The organism is Methylobacterium sp. E-065 (assembly GCF_022829605.1).
Taxonomy (GTDB): domain Bacteria; phylum Pseudomonadota; class Alphaproteobacteria; order Rhizobiales; family Beijerinckiaceae; genus Methylobacterium.
Map to the genome: position 1 here is coordinate 40,251 of NZ_JAKSYD010000074.1, position 15,103 is coordinate 55,353.

Sequence of the window (15,103 nt, forward strand, 5' to 3'; positions counted from 1 at the left end):
TCCGCCCGGACCTCCGGCACGTGCCATCCGCGCCCGGCGTGTCGGCCGATTCGCCCTGGACCCAAGGGATCCCTCGATGTCCGCCCTCTCGATCCTCGACATCTCGGCGGTGCGCGCCGCGCCCCTCTCCCGGGAGCCCTACGCCTTTACGCTGGGCAACAACGTCCTGAATCCCGAGGCGATTGACGAGATCCGCCGCGACTTCCCCGATATTTCCAAGCCCGGCTATCTCACCGTCGACGAAGTCGCCCTCAAGGGGCGCTTCAAGGCGCTGATCGACGAACTAGAGAGCGACGAATTCTCGAAGATCCTCGGCGAGAAGTTCGGCATTGATCTCGTCTCTTGCCCGCGGCTCACCACCATCATGCGGAAGAGCCAGCCAAAATATGGCTCGATCCACACCGACGGGCCGTCGAAGGTCTTGACGCTCCTCGTCTACATGAACGACGCCTGGGAGGCCCCGGCCGCCGGCCGCCTGCGGGTGCTCTACGACGGGAAGAACTACGAGCCCTTCGCGGTGGAGGTGCCGCCGACCATGGGGACGATGTTCGCGTTCCTGCGCGCCGACAATTCCTGGCATGGGCACGAGCCGTTCGAGGGCGAGCGGCGGGTCGTCCAGGTCGCGTGGCTCAAGGACGCCTCGGAGTTGGAGCGCAAGCGCAAGCGTAACCGCACGGCCCAGTTCCTGAAGGGGATTTTCGGTCGCTGAACCGACGACGGAGGGGGACGATGGGAGCGGTGGTGCTGTCGGATCCGGGCGACGAAACCCGTTCCGGGCCCAGGCGTCGCTACGTCTTGCCGGCCCTGCTGATCGCCGGTTGGGTCGGGCTGTTCGCCTATAGTGCCGCCTACCTCACGGAAGACCTGCCGTTCCGGCCCCAACGATCCGAGGCGCCATCCGCGGAGACAGCCGCCGGGCCGCGGGCCGTATCGAGCCGCCTCGCGATGTTCGATCAGACGGAAGCCGGATCGCAGCGCAGGACCGGCGAGACGGCGGCAGCCCCGACGGCAGCTTCTGCGGTACGTCAGGCCGCCCGGCCAATGCAGCCAAGCCCCCTCCCCCGACCGGTGCCGACGGCGCCCGATTATGTCGGGCTCTGGGGGCCGAGCCCGGCGGCGTGCGGGCACCCTTCGCGGCGGCGGGGCTACATCCCGGCGACGATCACGCCGGATCAGGCCCGCGCCGGTCGCACCCTCTGCACCTTCCGTGAGATGCATCGATCCGGAAGCACCTGGCTGACCGCAGCCGAATGCAGCGACCGCGGGCGGCACTGGTCGTCGCAGGTCCGACTGACGGTGGACGAGGATCACCTGACATGGTCGAGCAGCCGCGGGACCGTGTTGTACACGCGCTGCAACCGGCGCAGCGGGTAGCGAGCCAAAGCTCGGACCGATCCCGGGCCTAACCGGACAGCCGCCCCGCAGCCTGCAGGACGATCCGGGCGGCGGCGCGGCTCGGCGTATCCCCATCCGTGAGCCGCATCCGCGCGTCGATCCGCGCGAGCGCCGTGCATTGCGCCGCGCGGGCGCGTCCACCCGCCAGCAGGGGCGCCAGGGCTTCGGCGAGGCGCGCAGGCGTGCAATCGGCCTGGACGAATTCCGGCATGACGTTCTCGGCGAGGATCAGGTTCGGCAACACGATGCTGGGCACCTGGATGAGCCGGCGGGCGATGACCTCCTCGGCGCGCGAGACCTTATAGGCGACCACCATCGGAACGCCCGCCAGCGCGAGTTCCAGCGTGACCGTACCCGAGGCCGCAAGCGCCGCCCGGGCACCGCGGAAGACGGCGTATTTCGGCCCCTCGCCGGTGACGATCCGGACCGGGACCGGCCAAGCCGCCGCGAGACGCTCGATGAGGGCGCGGTGGCGTGTCACCGCCGGCAGGACCGCCTCGACCGGAACGGTGCGGCTTACGCGCTCCAGCGCCTGACCGAAGACCGGCATCAGCCGCTCGATCTCGGACCGGCGCGATCCCGGCAGGATTGCGAGGCTGTAGGGCGCCGTCTCACGGCGCAGGGTCTCGGCGCCGGACGGGCGCAACTCGGCCAAGCGCTCGATCAGCGGATGCCCGACATAGGTGCAGGGCGGCCCCCCGAGGCGCCGATGCGCGTCGGGCTCGAAGGGCAGCAGCGCCAGAACGTGGTCGATGAACGGGCGCATGCCCTTTGCGCGCCACGGTCGCCAGGCCCAGACGCTCGGCGAGACGTAGTCGATGATCGGGATGCCGGGGGCGGCCTTGCGCACCCGCTTCGCCACCGCATGGGTGAAGCCGGGGCTGTCGATGATGACCAGCACATCCGGCCGCGCGCGCCTTGCGGCCTCGGCGGTCTCGCGGATGCGCCGCAGCAGCGTGCGGGCACGGGCGAGCACCGGCAGGTAGCCCATCACCGCAACGTCATCGAGGGGGAACAGGGACGCGAACCCCGCCTCCGCCATCGACTCGCCGCCGACGCCACCGAAGGTCACGTCGGGTGCCGACTCGCGCAGCGCCCGCATCAGCTTGGCGCCGAGCTGGTCGCCGGAATCCTCGCCCGCCACGAGCCAGACGCTGCGAGGTCGGGTCATCGCGACGCGCTTCCATAGCCGACGACGAACAGGCCGAGGCGGTCGGCCTCCGCGGCGGTGGCGGCGCGGTCGATCACCAGGGTTCCGCCGGCTTCGAGGGCGAGGCCGACACAGCCGGCGCGGGCGGCGTTGCGCACCGTGCGCGGGCCGATCGCCGGCAGGTCGATGCGCCAATCCTGTCCGACCTTGGGCGCCTTGACCAGAACGGTCGCGGGGAGCGCCCGTCCCCAGCCGAACGGCCGGCGCCCCAGGGCACGCGCCCGGGCGAGCATCCGGTCGGTCCCCTCCGGTCCCTCGACGGCGAGCGCCCGATCGCCGGCGACAACCACGGCCTGCCCGAGGTCGAACGGCGAGAGCGCCGCCAGCACGCCACGCCCCGCGGCGATCGAGGCCTCAGCCATCGCATCCGGCTGCCGGCGTCCGATCGGCCCCTCCGGGCAGAGGAGATCCGGCGCGGCCTCGTGGACGCCGAGGATGCGATGCCCCTCCTCCTCGACCAGTGCGAGCGCGGCGCGTAGGAGGCGGTCATCGCCCCCGCCCGCCATGGCCCGCAGGGTCTCGCGGTTGCGCAGGGCCGCGCCGGCATTGAGGATCGCGGCCGGGCTCGGACGCGACACGCCCCCGACCGGCACCACGATGGCCGGCCCCCAGCGGCGCAGCAGCTTCAGGGTGGCGGCGAGGTCGAGGAGGTCGACCGTGGCATCGGCGCTGGCGCGCAGCTTCTGCCCCGTGAAGCCGCGCAGGGCGATCACCCGGAACGGCCGCCGCGCCCGGCGCAGGGAGTCGGCGACGAGCTCCGGCAGCCGCCCGGCCCCAGCGATCAGCACGAGGGAGCCCTCGGGGACAGGATCGGCCTTCGCCATGGCTGGGACCGATCAGGCGGCGCCGATCGGGGTCGGGACCTCGCGCGGCGTGCAGATCGAGCGCTTGCCGCCGATGCGGATGAAGTCGAGGATCTCGCGGACCGCGTCGTGGGACTCGAAGGTCGCGGCCACGTCCTCGACTCGCTCCATCAACGTCCCCTCGGGGGCGAAGAGCAGCCGATAGGCCCGCCGCAGGGCGTGGATGTCCTCCCGGGCGAAGCCGCGGCGCTGCAGGCCGATGATGTTGAGGCCCGACAGGTAGGCGCGGTTGCCCAGCACCATCCCGTAGGGAATGCAGTCGTTCTCCAGCCCCGAGAGGCCGCCCACGAAGGCATGTGCCCCGACCCGGGCGAATTGGATCACGGCGGCGCCGCCCCCGAGGATCGCGTAATCGCCTACCACGCAATGGCCGGCCAGCATGACGTTGTTGGAGAAGATCACGTGCGACCCCACCCGGCAATCGTGCCCGACATGGGAATTCGCCAGGAAGGTGCAGTGATCGCCGACCACGGTCTCCAGCCCACCGCCGCTGGTGCCGGGATTCATGGTGACCCCCTCGCGGATCAGGCAGTCGGCGCCGATCGTGAGGGTGGAGGGCTCGCCACGATACTTCAGATCCTGCGGCGGATGTCCGATCGACGCGAAGGGGAAGATCCGGGTGCGGGCGCCGATCGTGGTGCGTCCGGCCAGGACGACGTGGCTGACCAGCTCGCAATCAGCTCCGAGGACGACCTCCGGCCCGACATGGCAGAACGGGCCGATCCGTGCCCCGTCGCCGATCCGGGCGCCGGGCTCAATCACCGCGCTCGCGTGGATGACGGGCGCGCTCACTCCATCACCAGCATGGCGCTGATCTCGGCCTCGGCGACCAGCGTGCCGTCGACCCGGGCCTCGCCGCGGAACCACCACATGGTCCGGCGCTGGTTCAACTTCTTCATATGGAAGCGCACCTGATCGCCAGGCGTGACGGGCTTGCGGAACTTGCATTTGTCGATGGTCATGAAGAACACCTGCTTGGTGCTCCGCCCATCCGCCCTGATGTGGCGACAGCAGATCGCCCCCGCCGTCTGAGCCATGCCCTCGATCAGGAGCACGCCCGGGAAGACCGGCATGCCCGGGAAGTGACCCATGAATTGCGGCTCGTTGGCCGTGACGTTCTTGATGCCGATGCAGGATTCGTCGCGATCGATCTCGACGATCCGGTCCACCAGGAGGAACGGGTAACGGTGCGGCAGCAACTCCAGCAGCGTCTGTATATCGGCTGTGCCCAGCTCGCCGCCGGTCTCGCGCGCCGCCTCACTCATCGGATCCCGCACCTCGACTTGCCGCCCGCGGCGGCCTGACATCCTGCCGCCCTCAGCGGAGGGAGCGCCCTCTTCGGCAGAAATCGCCGGGAGCGCAAGACCTTCCGGCGGAGCGGATCGATCCGGAGCCCCGGTAGATCAGACGATTGGCCCGTCTCGGGCCTCGTCGTCCGCCTGCGCCTTGCCCGAGCGCTCGGCCAAGCGGGCCAGGGTCGTGAGTTCGCGGAACCAGGCTCGGACCGGCTTGGCCGGCGTGCCGCCCCAGCGGCTGCCCGGCGGCACGTCGCGGTTGACGTTGGAGGAGCCGGCGATCTGCGCACCGCGTCCGATGCGCAGATGCCCGACGACGCCGACCTGCCCGCCGAGGACGACGTAATCCTCCAGCGTGGTCGAGCCCGAGATACCGACACCCGATACGATCACGCAGTGGCGCCCGATCACCACGTTGTGGGCGATCTGCACGAGGTTATCGATCTTGGTCCCCTCCCCGATCACCGTGTCGCGCGAGGCGCCCCGGTCGACCGTGGTGTTGGCACCGATCTCCACGTCGTCCTGGACGATCACGCGGCCGATCTGCGGCACCTTGAGATGGGTGACGCCCATGGCGAAGCCGAACCCGTCCTGGCCGAGCCGTACGCCCGGATGAAGGATCACGCGGTTTCCCAGGAGGGCGTGGCTCAGGGTTGTGCCGGCGCCGATGGCGCAATCGCGCCCGATGCGCACGCCGGGCCCGACTACGGCGTTCGGGCCGATCACCGTACCGCTGCCAACCTCCGCGCCGGGGCCGATGACGGCGCCCGGATCCACCGTGACGTCCTCTTCGAGACGAGCCTCGGGATGGATATAGGCCCCGGGCGCGACGCCACGAGCGCCGAACTGCGAGCCGGGGCGCAGGGCATCCGGATGCAGCCGTCCGAGCAGAGTGGCGTAGGCGCGATAGGGGTCCCGGCTGACGAGGGCGACCGTGCCGGATGGGCAGCGGGCCGCGAAGCGCGGCGAGACGAGGCAAGCTCCGGCCCGCGTGGCCGCGAAGGCGTCGCCGTAGCGGGCATTGTCCATGTAGGCGAGGTGCGAGGGCCCGGCGCTTTCGAGGGGCGCGGCCCCGGCAAGCCGAAGGTCCGGATCGGCGCCCTCGGGCAGGCTGGCGCCAGCGACCGTCGCGATCTCCGCGAGGGTCAGGTCCGCCGCAGCGGCGAAGAAGATGGGATCTGACATGCTGGACAACGCGCCGGTCGGGGTAATCCGACCGGCGCGCCTGGAATTTTGATCAGAAGCGCGAACCGCCGGAGAAGCGGAAGGCCTGGGTCTGATCCTTACCGACATGGCCGTACTTGCCGAGGATCGGCACGAAGACCGGGATGCCCTCATCCTTGGTCAGCGCGTAGGCGTAGTCGAAGCGGATCGGGCCGAGCGGCGAGTTCCACAGGATGGAGGCACCGACCGAGGAGCGGATCGTGGCGCTGTCGCGGACGTTCACACATTCCGGCTCGACGCCGATCTTGTAGGCGTTGAAGTTGCAGCGCCCGGTCGCCGGATCCGTACCGTTGATGAAGCTGTCGCCGTTCACGTCGAAGGCGCGCTTGCTGCTGTAGCCGAACAGCGTACCGGCATCGGCGAAGAGCGCACCCTTCAGGCCCAGGTCGCGCGGCACGCCTGGCAGCGGGAACTGAACTTCGAGGGTACCGCCGATATAGGTCGAGCCACCGATCGCGTTCGAGCGGGCGTCGGCGATTCCGACGTCGCGCGGGCCGATGCCGTTCGGAGCGAAGCCGCGGACCAGCGACGGGCCGAGGAAGAACTCGTCGGTCACCCGCAGCGGGTCGTTGTTGAGGGAGCTGATATGGCCGCCCTGGAAGCGGACGAAGCCGATCACGTCCTCGTAGAGCTCCTTGTAGTAGCGCGCGTCGGCGGTGACCCGGAAGAACTTCGAGTCTCCGCCCAGGCCCGCCACGTCGGGCTTCAGCTCGGCGTAGAGGCCGTTATGGGGCGCACCGATCACGTCCAGCGTCGAGTAGGCGAGCGTCAGGCCGGCCAGCGAGGTCAACGTGTTGCCCTGCGAGCCCTTAATGGCGATCGAGGCTTCACCGTCATAGGCACAGTTCGGATAGACCGCCTGACCACCGATGTTGCGACCCGTATTCGGGTCGATCGTGCCCGCCCCGTAGGTGGCGGTGTAGCCCGGGATCGGCACCGAGCAGTCGTTGTACGGCCGCTTGAGGGTGTTCGGCACCTTCAGCTCGGTGTTGTACAGCGAGTAGCGCAGCGTGATGCCGAACTCCTCGGTGATCGGCAGGCCGAGGCGCAGCTGGCCGCCATACACCGTGGTCTCGTAGCGCGAGTACCGGGTCAGGTCGGAGTACTTGTAGAAGGCGTCGAAGCCGGCGGCGAGCCGGTAGCCGAGGAAGTACGGCTCGGTGAACGAGAAATCGACACCGCGCGAGTACTGGCCGCCGGTGCCGGCGAGGCGGACATACTGGCCGCGGCCGAGGAAGTTCGACTCGGAGACCGAGACCTCGCCGATGATGCCGTCCTGGGTGGAGTAGCCGCCGGCCACCGAGAACGAACCCGTGGGCTGATCCTCGACATCGATGTTGATCACCACGCGGTCGGGCGCGGAGCCCGGCTCGTTCGAGAAGCGGACCTTCTTGAAGAAGCCCAGGCCGTTCAGGCGCCGCTCGGCGCGGTCGGTGAGCACGCGGTTGTAGGCATCGCCCTCGGCGATATCGAGCTCGCGTCGGATGACGTAGTCGCGGGTGCGGGTGTTGCCGCGGATGTTAATGCGCTCGACGTAGACGTGCGGGCCGTCCTCGACCACGAAGCCCAGGGAGACCTGATGGCTGCCGGGATCACGCTGACCGGTCGGGCGGACCTGCGCGAACGGGTAGCCCGCGCGGTTCACTTCGCGGGTGACGTTGTTCAGCGTCTTCTCGACGTCGTCGGCGTTGTAGACATCGCCCACCGTCGTCGCGACACCGGTGTTGAGCTGGACCGTGTCGAGGCCGGGCAGGCGGGAATCCACCTGCACCGCGCCGACCTTGTACTGCTCGCCCTCGTTCACCGTGACGGTGATGACGTAGCCCGATGTCTCGCCCTCGACATAGCGCGCGTCGGCGCTGACCACCTGGAAATCGGCATAGCCGTTCTTCAGGTAGTAGCGGCGCACCTGGTCCAGGTCGTTGGTGATGCGGTCGGGATCGTAGACGTCGGAGGTCTTGATGAACGACAGGAAGTTCATCTCCGAGGAGCTCATCAGCCCCTTCAGTGTCCGCTCCGAATAGGCATTGTTGCCGACGAAGTTGATCGAGACGATGCCGGTCTTATCGCCCTCGTCGATCTGGTAGATCACGTCGACGCGGCCGTTCGGCAGGTCGACGGTCCGGTAGGTCACCTTGGCGGTGCCCCGGCCGAAGCGCTTGTAAACGTCGCGGATGCGGGCGAGGTCGGCGTTGATGATCGCCTCGGTGTAGGGCCCGCGGGCCTTCGCCTCGACCACCCCTTCCAGGGTCGCCTTCTCGATCTTCTTGTTGCCCTCGAACACCACCCGGTTGATCAGGTTGTTCTCGCGGACGGTTACCACCGTGCGGCCGCCCGACTGGGCGACCTTCACGTCCGAGAACATGCCGCTTGCGAGCAGGTTACGGCGGGCTTCCTCGGCGGAGCCTGACGCCGTTCCGGTCACGTAGGACCGGACCGTGTCGGCATCGACGCGCTGGTTGCCCTGGACGACGATCTGCTGCGCCTGAGCGGCCCCGGTCAGGACGACGCTCAGACCCGCAGTGACTAGGACGATGGTTCTCCGCACCGACTTACGTCGGGGCTTCCCCGTCAACGACATCATGCAATCGCCCGTTTCTGTTCTGGTCGCGGGGGTTAGCCCGTCTTAGGCGACCGTTGATCGGTCGTCCCGTCACCTGGTCCAAGCGTGGCTTCGGTCCAAGCGTAGCTCTTAGCGGGATTCCACTGCCAAGCAAACGCGCGGGAGGCCATCGTCAGGGGATTTTGGGGGGTCGTGGCCTTCGCGCCACTTAACGATGCGGCCGCGCCTCGGGCAAACCGGCGATCGTGGTGAATGACGCGTAAACGTTTGTGAAAACGTGTCTTTTCCGTCCCACCCGCGCGGCCGTTGACAGCGCATTAACCGGATTTTGACCCCTCGTCGGGGCGCCGATCAGGCCGCTTCACGGCCGGATCGCGGCGGGAATGGGGCACCCTTTTCGGTGGAGGGCGGACAGGATCCCCAACGGCTTCGAGGACAGCTCTCAACCCCTCCGGATCACGTGTTCCGCCAGGACGCGCCGAGGTTGAGGATATCGTTCCAGGCGGCGAACAGCATCAGCATCAGGACCAGGGCGAGTCCGATCCGGAAGCCGATCTCCTGGGCACGCTCGCTGAGCGGACGGCCGCGGACGACCTCGAAGGCGTAGAACAGCAGATGCCCGCCATCGAGCAACGGCACCGGGAACAGGTTCAGGAGGCCGATCGAGACCGAGAGGAGCGCGATCAGGCCGACGAGGCCACCGACGCCGCCGGTCTTGGCGACCTCGCCGGAGACCCGTGCGATTCCGATCGGACCCGAGAGCTGGTCGGCCGACTCACGGCCGGTCATCAGCTTGCCGAGATACGAGAAGGTGCGCTCGACGACGAAGTAGGTCTCCTTCACGCCGAGATCGAGGGAATCGACGGCCCCATAGCGCACGAGGCGCGCCTCGGAGCCCGCAGGCGAGCGAATTCCAAGCCGGCCGATCCGATGGCGGCCGAACGGGGTCTTCTCCTCGAAGGTGGCGGGCGTCGCCTGAATGGTGAGCGGCTGGTCGTTGCGCTCCACCGTGAAGGTCAGGGGCGTCCCGGCACTGCCCGTCACCGTGCGGTACATGGCGTTGAAGTCGCCGATCTTCTCGCCGTCGATGGCGGTGATCACATCGCCCGGCTGGAATCCGGCCTGGGCCGCGACGCTGTTGGGCTCCACCGAGGAGACGCGGGCGGGCAATTCATAGCGGCCGCCGAACCAGATCGCCCCGGCGAACAGCGCGATCGCCAGGATGAAGTTCGCCACCGGTCCGGCGGCGACGATCGCGGCGCGCTTGCCCACGGGCTGAGTCGGGAAACTGATCGCCCGCTCCTGCGGGGTCATGCGGGCCACGGCCTCGGGGTCGGGCATGCTCGCCCCGTTCACGTCGCCGTGGAACTTCACGTAGCCGCCGAGGGGAATGGCGCAGAGCTTCCAGCGCGTGCCGCGGCGGTCGTTGAACCCGACGAGTTCCGGCCCGAAGCCGAGGGAGAAGGCGTGGACGCCGACGCCGCACCAGCGGCCGACCAGGAAGTGGCCCATCTCGTGCACGAACACCACGACGGTGAGCACGAACAGGAACGGGATCAGGGCGCCGAAGAAGCCCCCGGCAGTGCCGCTCATCGCGTTGAGGAAGTCCATAAGCCGATCCCTGGCCGTCGCCGCGCCGGCCCCCCGGACCGGCACATCCCGACATCCTAGCAGATCGGTGGGGCGCACCGCCAACGCAATCCTGTGCGGGCTCGCGCATCGTCGCCGCGGGTGACGGGCCGCCGCGTCAGTGGCCGCCCCCGCCTCCAGCTGCCGCGCGCGGGCGCCGGACCATCGGCACGGCGCAGGCCATCGCCAGGAACAGCACGGTCAGGGCGAGGAACACGTCCTCGAAGGCCATGACGAGTCCCTGGATCCTGACCGTGTTGGTCATGGCTTTCAGCGCCATGCCGGGGGCCGCGCTGCCGAAGGACTCGAAGCCGCGCTGCAGGCCGTCGAGGCGCTCGAGGGCGGCATTGCTCGACCAGCTGAAGCGCTCGTGCAGCCGGGCGAGGTGCAGGTCCCAGCGGTCGTTCAGCACCGTGTTGATCAGGGCGAGGCCGACCGCGCCGCCGAGGTTGCGGGTCAAATTGAACAGGCCGGAGGCGTTCTTCATCCGGGCCGGCGGCAGGGTGCCGAGCGCGATGTTGTTGATCGGGATCATGCACAGCATCAGCGAGCAGCCGCGCAGGATCTGCGGCAGCAGCAGCTCGTAGAAATCCCAATCCTTGGTGAGGCCGGTGACAATCCAGGTGCCGCAGGCGAAGCCCGTGAAGCCAACTCCCATCATCAGGCGTGGATCGACCCGGCCCGAGAGACGCCCGGCGATCGGCGCGGTGATGAACATGAACAGGCCGGAGACGAACATGGTCTCGCCGATCATCAGGGCCGAGTAGCCGCGCACCCGGGCGAGATAGACCGGGTAGATGTAGGTCAGGCCATAGAGGCCGATGCCGAGCACGAAGCTTGCCACGCAGCCGCTGGCGAAGTTGCGGTCCGAGAAGGCGCGCAGATCGACGATCGGTTGCCTCGCCGTGAAGACCCGCCAGAAGAACAGCAGCCCCGAGACCCCGCAGACCAGAGCGCAGGCGAACACCGTCTCGTCCTGCAGCCAGTCGTGGTTCGGCCCCTCCTCCAGCACGTATTCGAGGCAGCCGAGGAAGCCCGCCATGAAGGCGAGCCCTGCCCAGTCGAAGGATTCCAGCAGGCTGTAATTGGGTTGGTCGAAATCGACCAGGATCCAGGTCGAGACCGTCACGAAGATACCCGGCACGACGTTGATCAGGAACAGCCAGTGCCAGGACATCAAGTCGGTGAGGTAGCCGCCGACCGTCGGGCCGATGGTCGGCGCGAGCGTCGCAACGAGGCCGATCATCGGCGACACGATGGTCCGCTTGGAGGGCGGAAAGATCGTGAAGGCCGCGGCGAACACGGTCGGGATCATGCCGCCGCCGATGAAACCCTGCGCGGCGCGCCAGACGATCATCTCGCCGATCGACGAGGAGGTCGCGCACATCAGGCTCATGAGCGTGAAGCCGCCCGCCGAGATCGCGAACATCCAGCGGGTCGAGAGCACCCGCGACAGGGTGCCGGAGAGCGGGATCGAGATCACCTCGGCGATCAGGTAGCTGGTCTGGACCCAGGGGATCTCGTCGCCCGAGGCCGATAGGCCGGCCTGGATCTCGTTCAGGGAGGCCGAGACGATCTGGATGTCCAGGATCGCCATGAACATCCCGAACACCATGCAGACGAACGCCACCATGCGGCGGCGATCGAGCGGCGGCTCGGCGGCGCGGGCCGGCGCGAGGGCGGCGGTGGCGGCCATCGCGGTTCTTACCGGCTCGCGGTGCTGATTGGCCGCTCGCGCGCGGCCCGGTCGAGCACCGAGCGGTCCGCGCCGGCGCGGGTATCGACGCGCACCACCGCCGACAGGCCGGGCCGCAACAGACCCTCGCGGGCGATATCGTCCGGCACCCGCACCCGCACCGGCAGGCGCTGGACGATCTTGGTGAAGTTGCCGGTCGCGTTGTCGGGCGGCAGCAGGCTGAAGACCGAGCCGGAGGCCGGCGAGAACGATTCCACCACGCCCTGAATCTGGCGATCCGGATAGGCGTCGATCGTCACCGTCACTGGCTGGCCGGGGCGCATGCGCTGGACCTGAGTCTCCTTGAAGTTCGCGTCGATCCGCACGCTCTGGAGCGGCACCAGGGCGGCGATCCGGGTGCCGGGCGCCACGTAAGCGCCAGCCTCCACGGCCTTGTTGCCTACCACGCCGTCGAACGGTGCACGGATCACCGCGAAATCCACATCCCGGCGCGCCCGGTCGACGGCGGTGCGCAGCTCCGCCGCGACGCTCTCGGCCTCGCGCTTCTGCGCCGTGAGGACATCGACGTTGGCGCGGGCCGCCAGCAGGCCGGCCTCCATGGCCTTGACCGAAGCCTCGGTCCGGTCGCGATCGGCGCGGGTCTGGTCGATGCGCGACTTCGCGACGTAATCGGCCTGCATCTGCGTCGACCGGGCGAAATCCGCCTGGGCGCGGACCGCGTCGGCGCGGGTCGCATCGAGTTGCGCGGCCGCCTGGGCGACCTGCGCCTGGGCCGCCTCGGCCTGCCGGGCGATCCGCGCGATGGTGCTCTCCTGGGTGGCGAGCTTGTCCTGCGCGGCCTGGAGGGCGAGGCGGTAATCGCCGTCGTCCAATTGGGCGATCACGTCGCCCTTCTTCACCGAGACGCCGTTCACCGCCGGAACCGCAGCGAGGTAGCCCGAGACCTTCGCGGCCAGAACGGAGATGTCGGCCTGGACGTAGGCATCGTCGGTCGAGACGAAGAAGCGTCCGACCGTCCACCATTGCCAGCCCGCATAGGCGCCGCCGCCGAGTAGCCCCGCCAGCACGGTGAGTAGGACGGCACGCCTCAGCGGCCGACGGCGGGGCCGGGACGCTTCGGAAGGGCCGGTCTGGGCGGCTGCCGGGACAGCGTCCGATGCAGGCTGCCGCGGCGCCGGGCCTTCTGCCCGCTCCTCCTCGCTCAGATCGATGGCGGGAGACGGCCGATCAGCGTCGTCGCGAAGGGACATCTCGGAGCCTCAGATCGAATGACCGAACCGTTCGGTCAAAAATCGGACCCGCCTTGACGCGAATCCGGAATGGCTTCAGGTTATGTTGACCGAACGGTTCGGTCAAGCGAAGCGGTGTCTCGGACGCGGAGCGGAATGATGGCGCAGGGCGCGGTGCTGGAGCGGGGACAGGCACCGCACGAGGGCGACAAGCGGCGGCAGATCCTCGACGGCGCCCGCACGGTCTTCCTGTCGGCGGGCTACGATGGCGCGAGCATGGGCGAGATCGCCCGGGCGGCCGGGGTCTCGAAGGGCACGCTCTACGTGTATTTCGACAGCAAGGAGGCGCTGTTCGAAGCCTTGATCGTTCAAGAAAAGGCGAGCCTCGCCGAGACGCTCTTCACCTTCGATCCGAACGATACCGATATCCCGGCCGTCCTGACGCGCCTGGGGATGAGCTTCCTTGCCGAGATGTCCCAGCCGCGGCACATCTCGGTGCACCGCATGGTGATCGGCGTCTGCGAGAAGTTCCCGCACTTCGGGCAGGTCTATTACGAAGCCGGTCCGGCCCGCGGCGTGTCGCGACTCGCGGCCTATCTCGACGTGCAGGTGCAGGCCGGCCGGCTGCGCATCGCCGACACCACCTTGGCGGCCCAGCACTTCCTGCATCTTTGCCTGGCCGGCCTGCTCACGCGCATGCTGTTCGCCGCCGGCGGCGAGGCGAGCGAGGCCCGGATGCAGGTCCAGACCGCAGAGGCGGTGCGGGTGTTTCTGGCCGGGTACGGGCCGGGGCACTAAGGCGCGGACTTATCCGGCGGCGCGCAGCTCCGGCAGCGCTTCCGCGCTCCAGACCCGGACATGGGCGTCGATGGCCAACGCCTCGTCGACATCGGCCGGCGCGGTCCGGTACGGGCCAGCGAAATGCGTGCAGGCGCGTTCGACCAGATCACTGATCCCGTAGAAGCCGATCCGCCCGGCGATGAAGGCCGCGACCGCGATCTCGTTGGCGGCGTTCATCACAGTCGGCGCCGCGCCACCTGCAGCCAGCGCCGCCCGGGCGATCCGCAAGCACGGGAAGCGCTCCTCGTCCGCAGCCTCGAAGGTCAGGGAGCCGAGCTTCACGAGGTCGAGCGGCCGGCCTCGCTCGATGGTCAGCCGGTCGCCGAGCCCAAGGCAGTGCGAAATCGGCACCCGCATGTCGGGCAGCGCCAGCTCGGCGGTCACGGCGCCGTCGAGCCAGTAGACCATCCCGTGGATCACCGATTGCGGATGCACCACGACGTCGAGGCGCTCGGGCTCGATGCCGAACAGGTGGTGCGCCTCGATCAGTTCGAGGCCCTTGTTCATCAGGCTCGCCGAATCGATGTTGATCTTCATGCCCATCGACCAGGTCGGATGGTTGGCAGCCTCCGTGGCGGAGGCGGCGGCGATGCGCTCGCGGGTCCAGGTGCGGAACGGGCCGCCGGAGGCCGTGATCATCATGGTGCGCACGTCGGCGAGCGGGCGGCCGGCGAGCGCCTGGCTCAGCGCGTCGTGCTCGGAATCCATCGGCAGGATCGTGGCGCCGTAGCGCGCGGCGTCGCGCATGAAGGCGTCGCCGGCGCAGACGAGGCTCTCCTTGTTGGCAAGGGCAACCGTGCGCCCGAGGCGGAGCGCCGCGTGGGTGGATTTGAGACCCGCAGCCCCGCTCACCGCCGCCACCACGATATCGGCGTCCCGGGCGACCGCCTCCATGACGGCGCCCTCCCCTACCCCGTTGGGAATGCCGGAGCCCGAAAGGGCCTCGGCGAGCGCAGGCCCAGCGGATTCGTCGGCGAGCGCCGCGAAGGACGCGTTCAGCTCCCGCGCCATCTTAGCCAGGGCGACGGGATCCTTGCCGCCGACCAGGGCCCCGACCCGGAAGCGGTCGGCGTGCTGGGCGAGCAGGTCCGCGGTGGAGCGGCCGATCGAGCCGGTGGCGCCGAAGACGGTGACGATCTGGGTCACGGGTTCAACTCCC

Annotated in this window: 13 protein-coding genes; 3 read left to right on the forward strand and 10 right to left on the reverse strand. The window is 69.0% G+C overall.

Going from position 1 to position 15,103, the window contains the following annotated elements; genetic code table 11:
- Window positions 1–76: 76 nt before the first annotated feature.
- Together MKK84_RS07170 and MKK84_RS07175 are read left to right on the forward strand one after the other, a co-directional pair.
- On the forward strand, window positions 77–709 hold the full coding sequence (locus MKK84_RS07170; RefSeq protein ID WP_243918043.1) for a 2OG-Fe(II) oxygenase: 633 nt from the start codon (window positions 77–79) through the stop codon (window positions 707–709).
- A 20-nt stretch (window positions 710–729) separates the two neighbouring features.
- Entirely contained in the window at window positions 730–1,374 is a 645-nt protein-coding gene (locus tag MKK84_RS07175) for a peptidase inhibitor family I36 protein (RefSeq protein ID WP_243918046.1), read from the forward strand.
- Between the two features lie 28 nt (window positions 1,375–1,402).
- Here MKK84_RS07175 and lpxB read toward each other — a convergent pair whose 3' ends face one another.
- The 9 genes from lpxB to MKK84_RS07220 all read right to left on the reverse strand — a co-directional run bounded on the left by lpxB (window position 1,403) and on the right by MKK84_RS07220 (window position 13,125).
- Entirely contained in the window at window positions 1,403–2,566 is a 1,164-nt protein-coding gene (lpxB, locus tag MKK84_RS07180; RefSeq protein WP_243918047.1) for a lipid-A-disaccharide synthase, read from the reverse strand.
- Window positions 2,563–3,429: an LpxI family protein gene (locus MKK84_RS07185; protein WP_243918049.1), complete on the reverse strand. Its 867-nt coding sequence runs from the start codon at window positions 3,427–3,429 to the stop codon at window positions 2,563–2,565. Before MKK84_RS07185 ends, lpxB begins: the two co-directional genes overlap by 4 nt.
- 12 nt (window positions 3,430–3,441) lie before the next feature.
- Window positions 3,442–4,260, reverse strand: coding sequence for an acyl-ACP--UDP-N-acetylglucosamine O-acyltransferase (gene lpxA, locus MKK84_RS07190; RefSeq protein WP_243918051.1), 819 nt, complete (start codon window positions 4,258–4,260; stop codon window positions 3,442–3,444).
- Window positions 4,257–4,733: a 3-hydroxyacyl-ACP dehydratase FabZ gene (gene fabZ, locus MKK84_RS07195; RefSeq protein ID WP_243918053.1), complete on the reverse strand. Its 477-nt coding sequence runs from the start codon at window positions 4,731–4,733 to the stop codon at window positions 4,257–4,259. Before fabZ ends, lpxA begins: the two co-directional genes overlap by 4 nt.
- A gap of 138 nt (window positions 4,734–4,871) precedes the next feature.
- On the reverse strand, window positions 4,872–5,948 hold the full coding sequence (gene lpxD, locus MKK84_RS07200; protein ID WP_243918055.1) for a UDP-3-O-(3-hydroxymyristoyl)glucosamine N-acyltransferase: 1,077 nt from the start codon (window positions 5,946–5,948) through the stop codon (window positions 4,872–4,874).
- A gap of 52 nt (window positions 5,949–6,000) precedes the next feature.
- On the reverse strand, window positions 6,001–8,571 hold the full coding sequence (gene bamA / locus MKK84_RS07205) for an outer membrane protein assembly factor BamA (protein WP_243918057.1): 2,571 nt from the start codon (window positions 8,569–8,571) through the stop codon (window positions 6,001–6,003).
- Between the two features lie 435 nt (window positions 8,572–9,006).
- A complete protein-coding gene (rseP, locus tag MKK84_RS07210; RefSeq protein WP_243918059.1) occupies window positions 9,007–10,161 on the reverse strand; it encodes an RIP metalloprotease RseP in 1,155 nt (384 codons plus the stop codon).
- A gap of 136 nt (window positions 10,162–10,297) precedes the next feature.
- Window positions 10,298–11,875 carry a DHA2 family efflux MFS transporter permease subunit gene (locus MKK84_RS07215; protein WP_243918061.1) on the reverse strand — a complete coding sequence of 526 codons (1,578 nt, stop codon included), beginning with the start codon at window positions 11,873–11,875 and terminating at the stop codon, window positions 10,298–10,300.
- A gap of 8 nt (window positions 11,876–11,883) precedes the next feature.
- Window positions 11,884–13,125 (reverse strand): HlyD family secretion protein, encoded by a 1,242-nt coding sequence (locus MKK84_RS07220; protein ID WP_243918063.1) that lies wholly within the window; start codon window positions 13,123–13,125, stop codon window positions 11,884–11,886.
- Window positions 13,126–13,263: 138 nt separating this feature from the next.
- Here MKK84_RS07220 and MKK84_RS07225 point away from each other — a divergent pair, with 138 nt between their 5' ends.
- On the forward strand, window positions 13,264–13,902 hold the full coding sequence (locus MKK84_RS07225; protein ID WP_243918351.1) for a TetR/AcrR family transcriptional regulator: 639 nt from the start codon (window positions 13,264–13,266) through the stop codon (window positions 13,900–13,902).
- Between the two features lie 9 nt (window positions 13,903–13,911).
- Here the strand turns inward: MKK84_RS07225 and dxr are convergent, their stop codons facing one another.
- The gene (gene dxr / locus MKK84_RS07230) at window positions 13,912–15,090 is read right to left on the reverse strand and encodes a 1-deoxy-D-xylulose-5-phosphate reductoisomerase (RefSeq protein WP_243918065.1); all 1,179 of its coding nucleotides are present in this window, start codon (window positions 15,088–15,090) and stop codon (window positions 13,912–13,914) included.
- Window positions 15,091–15,103 lie beyond the last annotated feature (13 nt).

Excerpts from the sequence above, each read along its gene's own strand:
- MKK84_RS07170 (WP_243918043.1), top strand. The coding sequence starts at position 77 with ATGTCCGCCCTCTCGATCCTCGACATCTCGGCGGTGCGCGCCGCGCCC.
- MKK84_RS07175 (WP_243918046.1), top strand. The coding sequence starts at position 730 with ATGGGAGCGGTGGTGCTGTCGGATCCGGGCGACGAAACCCGTTCCGGG.
- lpxB (WP_243918047.1), bottom strand. The coding sequence starts at position 2,566 with ATGACCCGACCTCGCAGCGTCTGGCTCGTGGCGGGCGAGGATTCCGGC.
- MKK84_RS07185 (WP_243918049.1), bottom strand. The coding sequence starts at position 3,429 with ATGGCGAAGGCCGATCCTGTCCCCGAGGGCTCCCTCGTGCTGATCGCT.
- fabZ (WP_243918053.1), bottom strand. The coding sequence starts at position 4,733 with ATGAGTGAGGCGGCGCGCGAGACCGGCGGCGAGCTGGGCACAGCCGAT.
- lpxD (WP_243918055.1), bottom strand. The coding sequence starts at position 5,948 with ATGTCAGATCCCATCTTCTTCGCCGCTGCGGCGGACCTGACCCTCGCG.
- bamA (WP_243918057.1), bottom strand. The coding sequence starts at position 8,571 with ATGATGTCGTTGACGGGGAAGCCCCGACGTAAGTCGGTGCGGAGAACC.
- rseP (WP_243918059.1), bottom strand. The coding sequence starts at position 10,161 with ATGGACTTCCTCAACGCGATGAGCGGCACTGCCGGGGGCTTCTTCGGC.
- MKK84_RS07215 (WP_243918061.1), bottom strand. The coding sequence starts at position 11,875 with ATGGCCGCCACCGCCGCCCTCGCGCCGGCCCGCGCCGCCGAGCCGCCG.
- MKK84_RS07220 (WP_243918063.1), bottom strand. The coding sequence starts at position 13,125 with ATGTCCCTTCGCGACGACGCTGATCGGCCGTCTCCCGCCATCGATCTG.
- MKK84_RS07225 (WP_243918351.1), top strand. The coding sequence starts at position 13,264 with ATGGCGCAGGGCGCGGTGCTGGAGCGGGGACAGGCACCGCACGAGGGC.